This window comes from Belnapia mucosa, assembly GCF_016775475.1.
Classification (GTDB): Bacteria; Pseudomonadota; Alphaproteobacteria; order Acetobacterales; family Acetobacteraceae; genus Belnapia; species Belnapia mucosa.
In genome coordinates, this window is sequence record NZ_JAEUXJ010000002.1 from 515,703 (window position 1) to 529,799 (window position 14,097).

General features: G+C 72.4%; 13 protein-coding genes. 4 read left to right on the forward strand and 9 right to left on the reverse strand.

The window, feature by feature from the left end; translation table 11 throughout:
- On the forward strand, positions 1–1,410 hold the full coding sequence (locus JMJ55_RS07045; RefSeq protein WP_202824800.1) for a YcjX family protein: 1,410 nt from the start codon (positions 1–3) through the stop codon (positions 1,408–1,410).
- Positions 1,407–2,297, forward strand: a complete 891-nt coding sequence (locus tag JMJ55_RS31890) for a DUF697 domain-containing protein (RefSeq protein ID WP_202824801.1) — start codon at positions 1,407–1,409, stop codon at positions 2,295–2,297. The genes JMJ55_RS07045 and JMJ55_RS31890 overlap by 4 nt, the downstream gene beginning before the upstream one ends.
- 6 nt (positions 2,298–2,303) lie before the next feature.
- On the opposite strand, the gene JMJ55_RS07055 is transcribed toward JMJ55_RS31890, so the two are convergent.
- Together JMJ55_RS07055 and JMJ55_RS07060 are read right to left on the reverse strand one after the other, a co-directional pair.
- Positions 2,304–2,894, reverse strand: coding sequence for a hypothetical protein (locus JMJ55_RS07055; RefSeq protein ID WP_202824802.1), 591 nt, complete (start codon positions 2,892–2,894; stop codon positions 2,304–2,306).
- Positions 2,895–2,951: 57 nt separating this feature from the next.
- Positions 2,952–3,926, reverse strand: a complete 975-nt coding sequence (locus JMJ55_RS07060) for a Bug family tripartite tricarboxylate transporter substrate binding protein (RefSeq protein ID WP_202824803.1) — start codon at positions 3,924–3,926, stop codon at positions 2,952–2,954.
- A gap of 40 nt (positions 3,927–3,966) precedes the next feature.
- Between JMJ55_RS07060 and JMJ55_RS07065 the strand changes: the two genes are divergently transcribed.
- Positions 3,967–5,073, forward strand: coding sequence for an isocitrate/isopropylmalate dehydrogenase family protein (locus JMJ55_RS07065; RefSeq protein WP_236033458.1), 1,107 nt, complete (start codon positions 3,967–3,969; stop codon positions 5,071–5,073).
- A 139-nt stretch (positions 5,074–5,212) separates the two neighbouring features.
- On the opposite strand, the gene JMJ55_RS07070 is transcribed toward JMJ55_RS07065, so the two are convergent.
- The 7 genes from JMJ55_RS07070 to hutU all read right to left on the reverse strand — a co-directional run bounded on the left by JMJ55_RS07070 (position 5,213) and on the right by hutU (position 12,179).
- Positions 5,213–5,791: a histidine phosphatase family protein gene (locus JMJ55_RS07070; protein ID WP_202824804.1), complete on the reverse strand. Its 579-nt coding sequence runs from the start codon at positions 5,789–5,791 to the stop codon at positions 5,213–5,215.
- Between the two features lie 92 nt (positions 5,792–5,883).
- Entirely contained in the window at positions 5,884–6,600 is a 717-nt protein-coding gene (locus JMJ55_RS07075; RefSeq protein ID WP_202824805.1) for an alpha/beta fold hydrolase, read from the reverse strand.
- Between the two features lie 11 nt (positions 6,601–6,611).
- Positions 6,612–7,352, reverse strand: a complete 741-nt coding sequence (locus JMJ55_RS07080) for a hypothetical protein (RefSeq protein ID WP_202824806.1) — start codon at positions 7,350–7,352, stop codon at positions 6,612–6,614.
- 60 nt (positions 7,353–7,412) lie between these two features.
- A complete protein-coding gene (locus JMJ55_RS07085) occupies positions 7,413–7,829 on the reverse strand; it encodes a PaaI family thioesterase (RefSeq protein ID WP_202824807.1) in 417 nt (138 codons plus the stop codon).
- Entirely contained in the window at positions 7,829–9,010 is a 1,182-nt protein-coding gene (gene hutI / locus JMJ55_RS07090) for an imidazolonepropionase (RefSeq protein ID WP_202824808.1), read from the reverse strand. Before hutI ends, JMJ55_RS07085 begins: the two co-directional genes overlap by 1 nt.
- Positions 9,010–10,506: a histidine ammonia-lyase gene (hutH, locus tag JMJ55_RS07095; RefSeq protein WP_202824809.1), complete on the reverse strand. Its 1,497-nt coding sequence runs from the start codon at positions 10,504–10,506 to the stop codon at positions 9,010–9,012. The genes hutI and hutH overlap by 1 nt, the downstream gene beginning before the upstream one ends.
- Complete coding sequence (hutU, locus tag JMJ55_RS07100) at positions 10,503–12,179, reverse strand: urocanate hydratase (protein WP_202824810.1); 1,677 nt, start codon at positions 12,177–12,179, stop codon at positions 10,503–10,505. Before hutU ends, hutH begins: the two co-directional genes overlap by 4 nt.
- A 174-nt stretch (positions 12,180–12,353) precedes the next feature.
- On the opposite strand from hutU, the gene JMJ55_RS07105 reads away from it, so the two are divergent.
- Positions 12,354–14,078 (forward strand): glycosyltransferase family 39 protein, encoded by a 1,725-nt coding sequence (locus JMJ55_RS07105; protein ID WP_202824811.1) that lies wholly within the window; start codon positions 12,354–12,356, stop codon positions 14,076–14,078.
- Positions 14,079–14,097 lie beyond the last annotated feature (19 nt).

Here is a 14,097-nt window from a genome sequence, read left to right on the forward strand (position 1 = left end):
GTGCCGGCGGATGCGTTCGGGCTGCTGCGGGACCTCGCTGAGGCGCCCGAGCGCCTTGCGCGGGGGCTGATCGGCCAGCCGCGCATCCGGCTGGCCGTCACCGGCCTGACCCGCGCTGGGAAGACCGTCTTCCTCACCGCCCTCGTCGCCAACCTGTTGGCGGCGGGGCGGGGGCGTCGCACCCTGCCCCTGCTGGAACAGGCGGCGGGCGGGCGGCTGCGCGCCGTTCGCCTGGCGCCCTCCGGCACCGAACGCCTGCCGCGCTTCGATGTCGAGGCGCATCTGGCCGCGCTGGCCGCCGATCCACCCGCCTGGCCCGGCCGCACCGAGGATCTCTCGACCCTCGCGCTGGAGCTGGAGCTGGAACGGGGCGGCAGCCTGGGCGGGCTCTTCGGCAGCCTGATCGGCCACCGCACCGTGACGCTGGAGCTGCTGGATTATCCCGGCGAATGGCTGCTCGACCTGCCGATGCTCGACCAGGATTACGCCGCCTGGTCGGCCGCGACGCTGACACGGTTGCGGCGGGGCGAGCGGGCGGCGGCGGCGCGCGACTTCCTGGCCTGGGTCGATGCCCTGCCCGAGGGCGCCCCGGCCGATGAGGCGCTGGCCCGGCGCGGCCATGCGCTCTACCGCGATGCACTGCGCGCCTGCCGCGACACGCTCGGCTTCCGCTTCCTCCAGCCCGGCCGGGTGCTGAATCCGGGGCCGCGGGGGGAGACGCCGGTGCTCTGGTTCTTCCCCCTGCCGCATCCGCGCGGCCGGGGCCTCGGCGGGCTGATGGCGGAGCGGCATGCCGCCTATATCGCCGCCCAGCGGGCGGAATTCTTCGAACCCTTCTTTCGCCGCTTCGACCGCCAGGTGGTGCTGGTCGATGTGCTGGGCGCGCTGCATGCCGGCCGCGCCGCCTTCGAGGACACCGCCGAGGCGCTCGCCGCCATCGCCGGGGCGCTGCGCCATGGCGGCGGCTGGCTCGACTGGCTGACCGGCGCCGGCATCGCCCGCATCGCCTTCGCCGCGACCAAGGCCGACCATGTGCCGGCGCGGCAGCGGGATGCGCTGACGGCACTGCTCGGCCATCTGGTGGCCGGGCCGCAGGGCCGGGCGGGCGAGGCCGGGGTGCCGACCAGCGTGCATGCCCTCTCCTCGCTCCGCTGCACGGAGGATGATGTGGCGGTGCTGGATGGCCGGCCGGTTGCCGCGGTGCGGGGGCTGCTGCTCGCCGATGGCCGCAGCGCCAAGGTCTATCCCGGCGAGATCCCGCTGCGCCCGCCGGAGCCGGCCTTCTGGGACCATGGCTTCTTCGAGATGCCGGAATTCCAGCCGCCGCGGCTGGATCCCGCCGGCGGTTCGGGCGTCCCGCATCTCGGGCTGGATGCGCTGCTGGCGGCCCTGATCGGAGACGTGCTGTGAGCGATCCGCTGCCGCCGCGGGGCCCCCGCATCATCATCGAGGAAGAGGCGCGGGACCAGGCCGCGCCGCGGCTCGACTTCCAATGGGAACAGGCGGTGGTGCCGGTCGCGCCGAAGGTGGCGCCCGCCCGCTGGTCCGGCATCGGCCGGGCGGTGACGGGGGCGGTGGTGCTCGGCATCGGCCTCGCCGCGCTGGATGCGGTGAATTTCGTCGTCGATCAGTTCGGCCGTGGGCCGGTGCAGGGCTGGGCGACGGCCGGGATCGTCGTCGCCGGCTTCGGCCTGCTGGGTTCGGGCATCTGGCGGGAATTCCGCGGCCTCGCGGCGCTCAAGGCGGTGGACCGGGCGCGGGCGGCCTTCGCCCGCGGCGCGCTGGAACCGGCCCGGGCCGAGGCGCTGCGCTGGGCCGGCAGCCTTGCCCAGGCCGCCAGCCTGCAGCCCGCCCTCCGCCAGGCCGGCAGCACCGAGGAATTGCGCGCCCTGCTGGAATCCGGCCCGCTACAGACCCTGGATGCCGAGGCGCAGGCGCTGGGCCGGGTGGCGGCGGTGCAGGCTTTCTCGATCACCGCTGTCAGCCCCTCGCCGGGGCTGGATGCGCTGGTCTTCGCCTGGCGCGGCATCCGGCTGGTGCGGCAGGTGGCGGCGCTGCACGGGCTGCGGCCCGGCCTGTTCGGCACGGTGGCGCTGGTGCGGCGGACGCTGCTGGATGCGGCGACGGTGGCGGCGACCGACCTCGCGGTGGATACCGCCGCGCGGGCCCTGCTCTCGAACCGGCTGCTGGAGCAATTCGCCGGTGAGGCGGCGGCCGGCGCGGTCGCGGCGCGGCGGATGCTGCGCCTGTCCCGCGTCGCCGCCGAGGCCTGCCGGATCATCCCGCCGCGGAGCTAGCCGGGCTCAGGCGTTGTCGGAGAGGTGGCCGAGCTCCCGCAGCGCCGCCTCGGCTTCCGGCTTCAGCCGCCATTCGGTCAGGGTCCGGCCGCCTTCCTCCCGGTCCGCCGGTGCGCAAAGCGCGACGCATTTCCACTGCTTGTCGCGATAGGGCACGAAATCCTGCGCCAGCCAGGCGCTGCGGGCGGCGCAGAGGCTGCCGACCCGCAGATGGAAGCTGTTGGCGCCCTTCTCCCCGGCATGCCGCGCCAACTCCTCGCCGGTGCTGCCCGGATGGGCGTGCAGAACCCGCAGCCAGGCCAGCTCCGTGGCCGTCGGCGGCTTGGCCTGGAAGGCGGCCAGGATGCGCTCGCCCGCCGGCAGGTCGCGCATCGCCTCGGTCACCGCCTCCAGGTCGATCACGGGGCGTGCCGCGCGCCCGGTCGGGGCGGGCTTCGCGGCCTCGCGCAGGGCCCGGTCGGCGGCGATCGCCTCCAGCAGCGCCGCCGCATTCGGGTCCTTGGGGCGCGCCAGGGCATTCGCCTCCATCACGGCCAGCTCCGCCGGGGTGCGGGAGGGGAGGGTGTTCAGCAGCCGATCGAGTTTGGGATTGCTCATCAATGGTTCATACGCCTGTTTCGCCCCAGGCGCGAATGTGGCCTTCCCCCGGCGCCCTCAGCCCTCCAGCCGGACATTGGCGATCCGGGCCACCTCACGCCACTGGGCGATTTCGCGGCGGACGAAATCGGCGAATTCCTGCGGGGTGCCGGGGGCAGCGGTCCCGCCCAGCTCGATGAAGCGGGCCTGCATCGCCGGCTGGCGCAGGATGTCGCCGACATCGGCATTCACGCGGCGCAGAATCTCCTCCGGCGTCCCGGCCGGGGCGCAGAGGCCGGTCCAGCCATAGGCGCCATAGCCCGGCGCCACCGTCTCGGCGATGGTCGGCACATCGGGCAGCTGCGGCGCCCGCTCCGGCGTCGTCACCGCCACGGGGATGACCTTCCCCGCCTGGATATGCGGCAGGGCCGAGGCGACGCTGTCGAACATCAGCTTGACGTTGCCGGAGAGCAGGTCGGCCATGGCCGGCCCGCTGCCGCGGTAATGCACCATGTTCACCTTGATGCCGGTGCGATGGACGAAGAGCTCGGCCGACATGTGCTGGCTGGTCGCCGGCCCCGCCGTCGCCACATCGATCGCCCCCGGCGCCGCCTTGGCCGCCTGCACGATCTCCGCCGCGCTCCGCAGGCCGAGCGAGGGATGCGCCACGATCAGCAGCGGCAGCACCACGACATTGGTGATGAAGGCGAAGTCCCGCTCGGCATCATAGGGGATGCGCGGCAGGACCGAGGGGTTGACGCCGAGCGTCCCCGAGGTCCCGGCCGTCAGCGTATAGCCATCCGGCGCCGCCCGCGCGCCCGCCTCCAGCGCCGGCGCGCCGGCCCCGCCGCCGCGATTCTCGACGATGACGCGCTGCGGCCAGCGGCGCGACAGCTCATCAGCATAGAGCCGGGTGAAGATGTCCGCCGCCTGGCCGGGCGGGAAGGGAACGATGATGCGCACCGGCTTCTCTGGCCAGGCCGGCTGCGCCCGCGCCAAGCTGGGGAGGATGGCGGCGGCGGCCAGGAGGCTGCGGCGGGTGGCGAGCGGCATGAACTGTTCCTCCCGGTTCGTTTGCCGCAGGATGCGGCCAATGACGGGGGAGGGGAAGCGGATGGCGGCCAATTCGGTGCGGGTCGCGGTGCTGCCGGGCGATGGCATCGGCACGGAGGTGACCGAGGCGACGCTCGCGGTGCTGGAGCGGCTGACGCGGCGCTACGGCATCGGCCTCTCGACCGAGACGCTGCCGGCCGGCGCCTTCCACTACCAGGCAACCGGCGAGGCCTTCCCGGAGGCCAGCTTCCAGGCGGCCAAATCCGCCGATGCCATCCTGCTCGGTGCCATGGGCTGGCCCGGCATCCGCCAGGCGGATGGCACGGAGATCGCGCCGCAGCTCGATCTCCGCTTCCGCCTTGGCCTCTATGCCGGGGTGCGGCCGGTGCGCGCCATCCCCGGCGTGCCGGTGGCATTGGCCGACCCCCGCGCCGGGGGGATCGATTTCGTGCTGGTCCGCGAGAGCACGGAGGGGCTGTTCCATTCGCGCGGCACCGGCCTCGTGACCGAGGATATGGCGGAGGAGACGCTGCGGATCACCCGCGCCACCACGGAAAAGCTCTCCCGTTTCAGCTTCCGCCTTGCCGAGCGGCGGGCGGCACGGCTCGGACGCAAGGGGCGGGTGACGCTGGTGGACAAGGCCAATGTCTTCCGCGCCTTCGCCTTCATGCGCGCGGTCTTCGATGGCGTCGCCAAGGAATTCCCCGGCATCGAGAGCGGCCATCACTATGTGGACGCCATGGCCCTCGACCTGGTGCGGCACCCCTGGGCCTTCGATGTGCTGCCGACCGAGAACATGTTCGGCGACATCCTCTCCGACCTCGCCGCCGGCTTGGTGGGCGGGATGGGCTTCTCGCCCTCGGCCGATATCGGCGATGAGCATGCGGTGTTCCAGCCGGCGCATGGCACGGCACCCGACATCGCCGGGAAGGGTATCGCGAACCCCACCGCGACGCTCCTCTCGGCGGCGATGATGCTGGATTGGCTCGCCAGCCGCGGCGCCGGCGGGGCCTTTGCCGAGGCCGCAGCCGAGCTGGAAGGCGCGGTGGATGGCGCCTTCGCCACCGGCCTCCGCACCGCCGATATCGGTGGCCGGGACGACACCGCCGCGGTGGTGCGGGCGGTCTCGGACCGGCTCGGCGCGTGATCTCCCGCCGCGGGCTGCGACGCGGCTTCGGTAGTCCTCGTACGGCTTCCATGCCGAAGGGGGCATCCTGGTCGGGGCCTATGTCGGAGAGAATGCCTTCGGCGAGCGCTTCGCCGCCGGCATCGCGGTGGGCCGCCTCTTAATCCTCAATGCGGCGCCAGCCGGATGTCAGGACACGGTCGGACCTGCCGAATGAGTAGACGTTCCCGCCGCCACCACCGGGCTGGTCCTCGCTGCGGCTGATCGGCACGCCTTTCAGATGACAAAGCAGGAGCGTGCCGACAGCGCCGTGGGAGACGATGGCGATATCACCCCGATCGGGCGCTCGGGCCATCACCTGTCCCGCCGCGCTCAGGATCCTGCGCTGGGCATCAACCGCCCGCTCCCATCCCCGGACGCTGTCGTCTGGGCAGGCGAAGAATGCGTCAGCCATCGCCTCGAAGGCGTCCTTTGGAAGGTAGCCGGTCGCCGAGCGATCATTCTCGCCCAGCTCCTCGATGACCACCGACGACAGGCCGAATCGCTCCGCGATCATGCGCGCCGCATCCCTGGCCTTCCGCTCGGCGCTGCTGAACACCGATCCCAGACGGCTCATCCAGGGTCGTTCGAGGGCGAGAGCCATGCGGGCGATCCCGGTGGCGGACAGGGGCCATTCCGGCACCGGCACCGCCGGGTCGATCACGACTTCCGGGTGGGTGATGAAATGTACCAGCGTCATCGCATCCTCCTTCGCCCCGTCCGGTGTCTGGTCCGGCTTCCGTTGGAACAGCGGATGTCGTCCCAGCCTCCTTCGGACCTCCGGCCTTCGCTCTAACCGATCGCCAGCAGCATCCGCGCCAATTCCTCCGGCGCCGTCACCATGGCGTCGTGGCCGGTGGCGATTTCCAGCCAGTTCCAGCCGGGCTGCGTCTTCACCCTCTCCCGCGCCCAGGCCAGCGGCGCATACCAGGGATCGGTGCAGGCGATGTAGCTGCGCGGCAGGCCATTGCCAGGCGGATGCCGCAGATGCAGCGGCGTCCGGTAGGTGCCGGCCGGGTGCGGCGTCATCCGCCGGCGCAGCCAGGCGGCGCGGGGATGGTCCTCCGGCACGCCGAAGGCCGCGACCGGCGGCGGCATGGCGACGATCCCGCCGCCCTGCTCCATCACGGCGCGCCGCCGCTCCTCGGCCTGGCCAGCGGGCATGCAGCCCCAGGGCGTGTCGCCATCGCCCAGCACCATGGCATCGAGATACACCAGGTGCCGGATGCGGTGCGGGATGCGGTCGGCCGCGCCGGTGATGGCATTGCCGCCGAAGCTGTGGCCGACCAGGATCGCCTCCTCGACCTCCTCCGCCTCCATATGCTCGACGAGGTCGGTGACGAAGGTCTCCAGCGTGATGGCGGCCGAGAGCAGGTGCCGCCGCTCGCCGAGGCCGGTCTGGGTCGGGGTGGTGACGCGATGGCCCGCGGCGCGCAGCCGGTCGGCCACAGCATCCCAGCACCAGCCGCCATGGAAGGCGCCGTGCAGCAGCACATAGGTCCTACCCATCTCCGCTCCTCTCAGAAATCGACGCTCAGGATCATCTTGCCGGCCCAGCGGTCGCCCGCATGGGTCAGGCCGTGCCCGACCCCCAGATGCAGGGCGTAGCGTTCGGTCAGCTTGACGTCGGTGGTGAGGAAGAGCTGATGCGCCTGGCCATGCGGCGCGTCCGGCCGGCTGAAGCGGCCGAAATCCATGTAGTGCTCGATGCCGAGCCAGACCGTCGGCGCCACCTGCCGCACGACACGCGCCGCGGGGGTGAAGAGCGGCCCACCGCGGCCGATCGGAATCTCCACCGCCGGATTGAGGATGAGCTGCCAGGGCCCGCTGCGCAGGTCGATGATCGGCCGCAGCGTCATCGCCCAATCGGTCTCGGAGAAGCGCGTGGACTGGTGGCGGATCTCGATATCGCCGCCATAGGCGAAGGGCCGGTCGGCGGCGCCCGGGCTGATGAAGGTGTTCCGGACCTTGAAGCCGCCGCCATAGAGGTCGCCGGAGAATTCCCGCGCCACCGGCAGCAGCAGCGCCACCTCGTGCCAGGGCGCGGTCGCATAGCCGATCTCGGCCGTGGCGAGGATGCCGTTTCGCGGTGCGTCGTTATCGCCCAGCCGCCCGCGCCGCCCTGCATTCAGATGCAGGTTGAGGTCGGGCAGGCCCTGTTCGGCAATACGGCCGTCGAAGATCTGGAACTCGTCGAAACCCGCCGCGCCGGCCGGGGTGGCGAGGGCGAGCAGAATCATGGCCTGGAGAAGACGGCGCATAAAGGTCCTAGAAGCTGATGCCGAAGATGGTCTTCACCGCCCAGCGGTCGCTGGCCGGAGTCAGGCCGCGGTGGGCCCGATGACGGCCCAGGTCGTCGTGATATGCGCCGCGATCTCCTCGCTGCCCTCGGCGCGCAGCAGGATCTCGCCGAAGACCATGCGCTTGCCGCGCTTGACCAGCCGTGCCTCGGCCAGCACCGGGCCGCTGCCGGCGGGGCGGAGGAAATTCACCGTCATGGTGGAGGTCACGCTCTCGTCGCGGCCTTCGGTCAGCGACAGCAGCGCCGCCCACATCGCCACATCGGCGAGGCCCATCAGCGCCGGGCCGGAGATGGTGTTCCCCGGCCGCAGCAGCAGCGGCTGCGCCGGCAGGCGCAGCAGGGCGCGGCCCGCGGCGGCCTCCAGCACCTCGATTCCCCAGGCCTCGGCCAGCGGCACGCCGCGCCGCATCACCGCCTGGATTCCGGCAATATCCATCAACGCCCCTCCAGCACCCGGCCGATGCACGGGTTGCGGCCCATCCAGTAGCAGAGCTCGGCCGGCCTTCCGATGCGGTAGAGCGCGAGGTCGCAGCGCAGCCCCGGCGCCAGCCTGCCGCGATCCTGCAGGCCGAGCGCCGCCGCCGCCTCGACCGTCACGCCGCGCAGCGCCTCCTCGACCGTCAGCCGGTAGAGGGTGCAGGCGAGGTTCAGCATCAGCAGCAGCGAGAGGGTGGGGGAGGAGCCGGGGTTGCAATCCGTCGCCACCGCCATCCGAACGCCGGCGGTGCGCATCGCGGCGATATCCGGCATCCGCGTCTCGCGCAGGAAGAGCGTCGCGCCCGGCAGCAACACGGCGACGGTGCCGGCGCGGGACATGGCGGTGAGACCGGCCGGATTGGCATGTTCCAGATGGTCCACCGAGAGCGCGCCGAGTTCGGCGCCGAGCGCGGCGCTGCCGACATCGCCATGCTGGTCGCCATGCAGCTTCACCGGCAGGCCCGCCTCCCGGGCGGCACCCAGCACCAGCCGCGTGTCTTCGCTATCGAAGGCGAGGGGGTCGTGAAAGATATCGACCGCATCGGCGAGGCCCTGTGCCGCCGGCACCATCGCCTCGGCCACCAGCCGGGCATAGTCGGCGCGGCGGCCGGCATAGTCTGGCGGCACGGCATGGGCCGCCAGCAGCGTCGTCCGCACAGCGACCGGCAGCATCTCCGCTACCCGACGCGCGGCACGAAGCTGGCGCAGCTCCGCCGCTTGTTCCAGCCCGTAGCCCGACTTGATCTCGATAGTGGTGACGCCCTCGGCCATCAGCGCCTGGGCGCGGGGCAGGGCGGCGTCCAGCAGCGACGCCTCGTCCGCCGCCCGCGTGGCGCGGACGGTCGAGAGGATGCCGCCGCCGGCGCGCAGGATGGCGGCATAATCCTCGCCGGCGAGGCGGCGCTCGAACTCCTCGGCCCGGTCGCCACCGAAGACGAGATGGGTGTGGCAGTCGATCAGCCCGGGCAGGATCCAGGCGCCCTCGCAATCCACCGTCTCGGCGGCGGGGCCGGGCAGGGCGGCGCGCGGTCCGACCCAGGCGATGCGCCCGTCCCGCGCCGCGACGGCGCCATCCTCGATGATGCCGAGGCCGCTCTCCATCGTCGCCAGATGGGCGTTCAACCAGATCCGGTCGAACATCAGCTCCACTCCACCAGCCGGGCGAAGCGGCCGCGCTCCACCAGCGCCTTCACCGCGGCGATGTCAGGCGCCATGACCCGGTCCGCCTCCCAGGCGGCGGCGACGCCGCGCACCAGCCCATGCGCCGCCTCGATCGCCGGCGCCGATTGCAGCGGACGATGGAATTCGAGGCCCTGGGCCGCGGCCAGCAGCTCGACCGAGAGGATGCCGGCCAGGTTGTCGGCCATGTCGTGCAGGCGGAGCGCGGCGCCGGTCGCCATGCTCACATGGTCCTCCTGGTTCGCGCTCGTCGGCAGGCTGTCCACGCTGCGCGGTGCGGCCAGCGCCCGGTTCTCGGCCGTCAGGGCGGCGGCGGTGACCTGGGCGATCATGAAGCCGGAATTCAGCCCGCCCTCCCGCACCAGGAAGGCCGGCAGGCCGGACAGCACCGGATCGGTCAGCAGGGCGATCCGCCGCTCGCTGATCGCGCCCAGCTCGGCGAGCGCCAGGGCCATGGCATCGGCGGCGAAGGCCACCGGCTCGGCGTGGAAATTGCCGCCCGAGAGAACCTCCGCCCCTACCACGAGCGGGTTGTCGGTGACGGCATTCGCCTCCCGCTCCAGCACCGTCGCGGCATGGGCCAGCAGGTCGAGGCAGGCGCCGGCCACCTGGGGCTGGCAGCGCAGCGAATAGGGGTCCTGCACCCGCGGGTCGCCCTCGCGATGGCTTTCGCGGATCTGGCTGCCGGCGAGCAGCGCGCGCAGCGCCGCCGCGACGCGGATCTGGCCCGGCTGGCCGCGCAGCTCGTGGATGCGCGCATCGAAGGGCGTGTCGCTGCCGCGCGCCGCATCCACGCTCATCGCGCCGGCGAGGAGCGAGGTCGCCAGCAGATCCTCGGCGGCGAAGAGGGCGGCGAGCGCGAGGGCGGTGCTGACCTGCGTGCCGTTCAGCAGCGCCAGCCCCTCCTTCGGGCCGAGGGCGAGGGGGGCGAGGCCGGCCCGCGCCAGCGCCTCCGCCCCCGGCAGCACCGCATCGCCGACAAAGGCCTCGCCCTCGCCGATCAGCACCAGGGAGAGATGCGCGAGCGGCGCCAGATCGCCCGAGGCGCCGACCGAGCCGCGTGCCGGGATGGCCGGCAGAACATCGGCGGCCAGCAGCGCCAGCAGCGCCTCCACCACCACCGGCCGCACGCCGGAGGCACCGCGGGCCAGCGACAGCGCCTTCAGCGCCAGGATCAGCCGCACCACTGGCCGTGGCAGCAGCGGGCCGGTGCCAGCCGCATGGCTGCGCAGCAAGTTGAGCTGGAGCTGCGCGAGCTGGTCGCCCGGGATGCGGGTGCTGGCCAGCTTGCCGAAGCCGGTATTGACGCCATAGAGCGCCTCGCCGCCGGCCACCCGCGCGGCCAGCGCCGCGGCCGAGGCCTCGACGACTGCGCGCCAATCCTCCGGCAGGGCGAGGGGCCCGCCTTCCATCACCGCCCGCAGGGCCGGCAGCCTGGCCTGACCGGGGGCGATCATGCCGGCAGGCTCGGCAGGTCGAGGCCGTGGTCCCGTGCGCAGTCGATGGCGATGTCGTAGCCGGCATCGGCATGGCGCATCACGCCCGTCGCCGGGTCGTTCCAGAGAACCCGCTTCAGCCGTCGCGCCGCATCCGCCGTGCCATCGCAGACGATGACCATGCCGGCATGCTGCGAGAAGCCCATCCCGACCCCGCCGCCATGATGTAGCGAGACCCAGGTGGCGCCCGAAGCGGTGTTGAGCAGCGCGTTCAGCAAGGGCCAGTCGGAGACGGCATCCGATCCGTCGCGCATCGCCTCCGTCTCCCGGTTCGGGGAGGCAACGGAGCCGCTGTCCAGATGGTCGCGGCCGATGACGATGGGACCGATCTCGCCCCGCGCCACCATCTCGTTGAAGGCGAGGCCGAGGCGGTCGCGCTGGCCGAGCCCGACCCAGCAGATGCGTGCCGGCAGGCCCTGGAAGCTGATCCGCGCGCGGGCCATGTCGAGCCAGCGATGCAGATGCGGGTCGTCCGGGATCAGCTCCCGCACCTTGGCATCGGTCCTGTAGATATCCTCCGGGTCGCCCGAGAGCGCCGCCCAGCGGAAGGGCCCGATGCCGCGGCAAAACAGGGGCCGGATATAGGCCGGGACGAAGCCGGGGAAGCCGAAGGCGCCTTCCAGCCCCTCCTCCTTCGCCATCTGCCGGATGTTGTTGCCGTAATCGAGCACCTTGGCGCCGCGCGACTGGAAATCGAGCATCGCCTGGACATGCGCGACCATGCTGCGCTTCGCCGCCGCGGCGACCGCGGCCGGGTCTGTCTCGCGCTTCGCCTCCCACTCCGCCAGCGTCCAGCCGGCCGGCAGGTAGCCATTGGCCGGATCGTGGGCGCTGGTCTGGTCCGTAACGATATCGGGCACCACGCCGCGGCGGACCAGTTCAGGAAAAACCTCCGCCGCATTGCCGAGCAGGCCGACGCTGATCGCCCGGCGCTCGGCGCAGGCGGCGCGGATCATGGCGAGCGCGGTGTCGAGGTCATCCGCCCGATGGTCGAGATAGCGCGTCTCCAGCCGCTTCTCGATGCGGGAGGGCTGGCATTCCACCGCCAGCACGCAGGCGCCGGCGAAGACGCCGGCCAGCGGCTGCGCCCCGCCCATGCCGCCAAGGCCCCCGGTGAGGATCCAGCGCCCGGCGAGGTCACCGCCGAAATGCTGTCGCCCAGCCTCGGCGAAGGTCTCGTAGGTGCCCTGCACGATCCCCTGGGAGCCGATATAGATCCAGCTGCCGGCCGTCATCTGGCCGTACATCATCAGCCCCTTGCGATCGAGCTCGGAGAAATGCTCCCAGCTCGCCCAGCGCGGCACCAGGTTGCTGTTGGCGATCAGGACCCGCGGCGCATCGGCATGGGTCTCGAAGACGCCGACCGGCTTGCCGGACTGCACCAGCAGGGTCTGGTCCTCGCGCAGACGGCGGAGCGTGGCGACGATGCGCTCATAGCTCGCCCAGTCGCGGGCGGCGCGGCCGATGCCGCCATAGACCACCAGCTCCCCGGGCCGCTCCGCCACCTCATCGTCGAGGTTGTTCATCAGCATCCGCAGCGGCGCCTCGGTCGTCCAGTGAAGGGCGGATTTCTCCAGCCCGCGCGGGGCGCGGATGGCAGGAGCGTTGCGGAAGCGGGGCGCGGGATCGGTCATGGCGGGGAGATTACGGCGCCGCGCCGGCCGCGTCAGCCTCCGCGATCTCCACCTCTGCGCGAGGCCCGGCACCGCCGTGAAACTTTCCTGCCACAGCGGAGATGTGGTTTGCACCGCAGCAAGAATGCCGGCCGTTCTGCGCCCCGCCGACCCATTGCGACCAAGGATTCAGTTTTGCCCGATTCCATCGCCCCCTACCTGGCCGGCCAGACGGCTGCCCCGCCCCGCTGGCCGTCCCGCCTGCTGCTGGCGGCGGTCCTGGCCGGCATGGCGACGCTGCTCGGCCTCGCCTGGCTCTGGCTGGCGCGCAACCCGCTGCTGAGCTTCTGGGACGAGGTGATGCACCTCAATATCTCGATGCAGGATGCGCTGGTGCTGAAGGAGGGCGGGCTGGCCGCGCTGCGCGACCGGCTGATGCTGCAGGAACGCTGGCTGCCGCCGGGGCTGCGGCTGCTCGGCCTGCCCGTCGCCATCGCCTTCGGGACGGAGGCGCCGAGCGCGCTCCGCATCTTCGCCGCCGTCGCCACCACGGCGACGGCGCTGGTGATCTGGGCCGGGCTGCGCCCCGTCGCCGGGCGGACCGGGGCCGCGGCCGGCGCGCTTCTCTATGTGCTGACGCCGCAGAACCTGCTCGGTGCCCAGAGCTTCATGACCGAGATCCCGCTGCATCTGGCCGCCGCCTGCGCCATGGCTCTGCTCCTGCATGAAGCGGTGGCGCCACGTGCCTCGATGTGGCGGCTCGGGCTGCTCGGCCTGGCGCTGGGCCTCGGCGCGCTGGCGAAGCTGACCTTTCTTCCCAGCATCGGCCTCGCCTGGGTCGGCCTCGCGCTCTGGCGCTGGTGGCGGGACCGCGACCCCGCGGCCTTCCGGCTGCGCATCCTGCTGCCGGCGGTCGGCCTCGCGGCGCTGGCCTGGCCCTTCTACCTGCTGAATGGCGGCCGCTATGTCGGCTATGCCAAGGCGACGGCGGCCGGCTACGGCTTCATCCCGGTGGAGGAGACGGGCCTCGCCTATGCGATGCGCGTGGGCGGCACCCTGCTCTGGGAGGTGCTGGGCCTCGGTGGCGCGCCGCTGCTGGTGGCGGCGGTCGTGCTCGGCCTCATGGGCTGGCGGCGGCTGGGCCAGGGGCAGCGGAGCATGATCCTGCTGGCGATCCTGGCGGCGACGCCGGCCTTCATCGCCTTCCTCTTCTCGAAGAACCAGACCGAACGCTATCTCGGCATCAGCCTGGTCGCGCTCTGCACCCCGGTCGGCCTCGCCATCGGTGCCGCGATGCGCGATGCGGCGCTGACCCGGCTGGCGCGCGGCGCGGTGGTGGTGGTGGCCGCCGCCGCCTTCCTGCAGATCGGCGCTGCCTGGGTGGTGGCCCTCGGCGGCCCCCTGCCGGGCCGGCCGCTGCGGCCGATGGTCGAGGCGAACTGGCGCCCGAACACGCTCTGCGACCTGACGCCGGTGGCCGATCTGCTGCCGCCGCGCGGCGATGGCGACCGCACCCGGGTCGGGGTCTTCGCCCTGACGCCGGCGGTGAACCCGAACACCGTGCTGAACGCCTATCTCCGCCAGGGCCGCAGCGCCCATGTGATCGAGCTTGTGAATGACAGCGCCACCAGCATCAACTGGGACCGGCTGCTGGCTGAGAGCGCGCAGCTCGACCTGATCATATTGCCGGAGGTGTTCTGGCAGCACGGCACCGATCCCAGCAAGGTGCCGGGCGAGCGCAACGTCGCCGACCGGTCGATCGATGAATACCGGGCCCGGCTGGGCGACCGCGTCGTGGATCGCGGCACCATCCGCAATGGCACGGCCGAGGCCTGCACCGCCCATGTCCTGACGCTCCGCCAGGACACGCCGGAAGCCGAAGCCGCCCGCGCCCGGCCGTTGCGGCCGGAGGCGCATTGAGCGAAGGCCCGTCGGACCG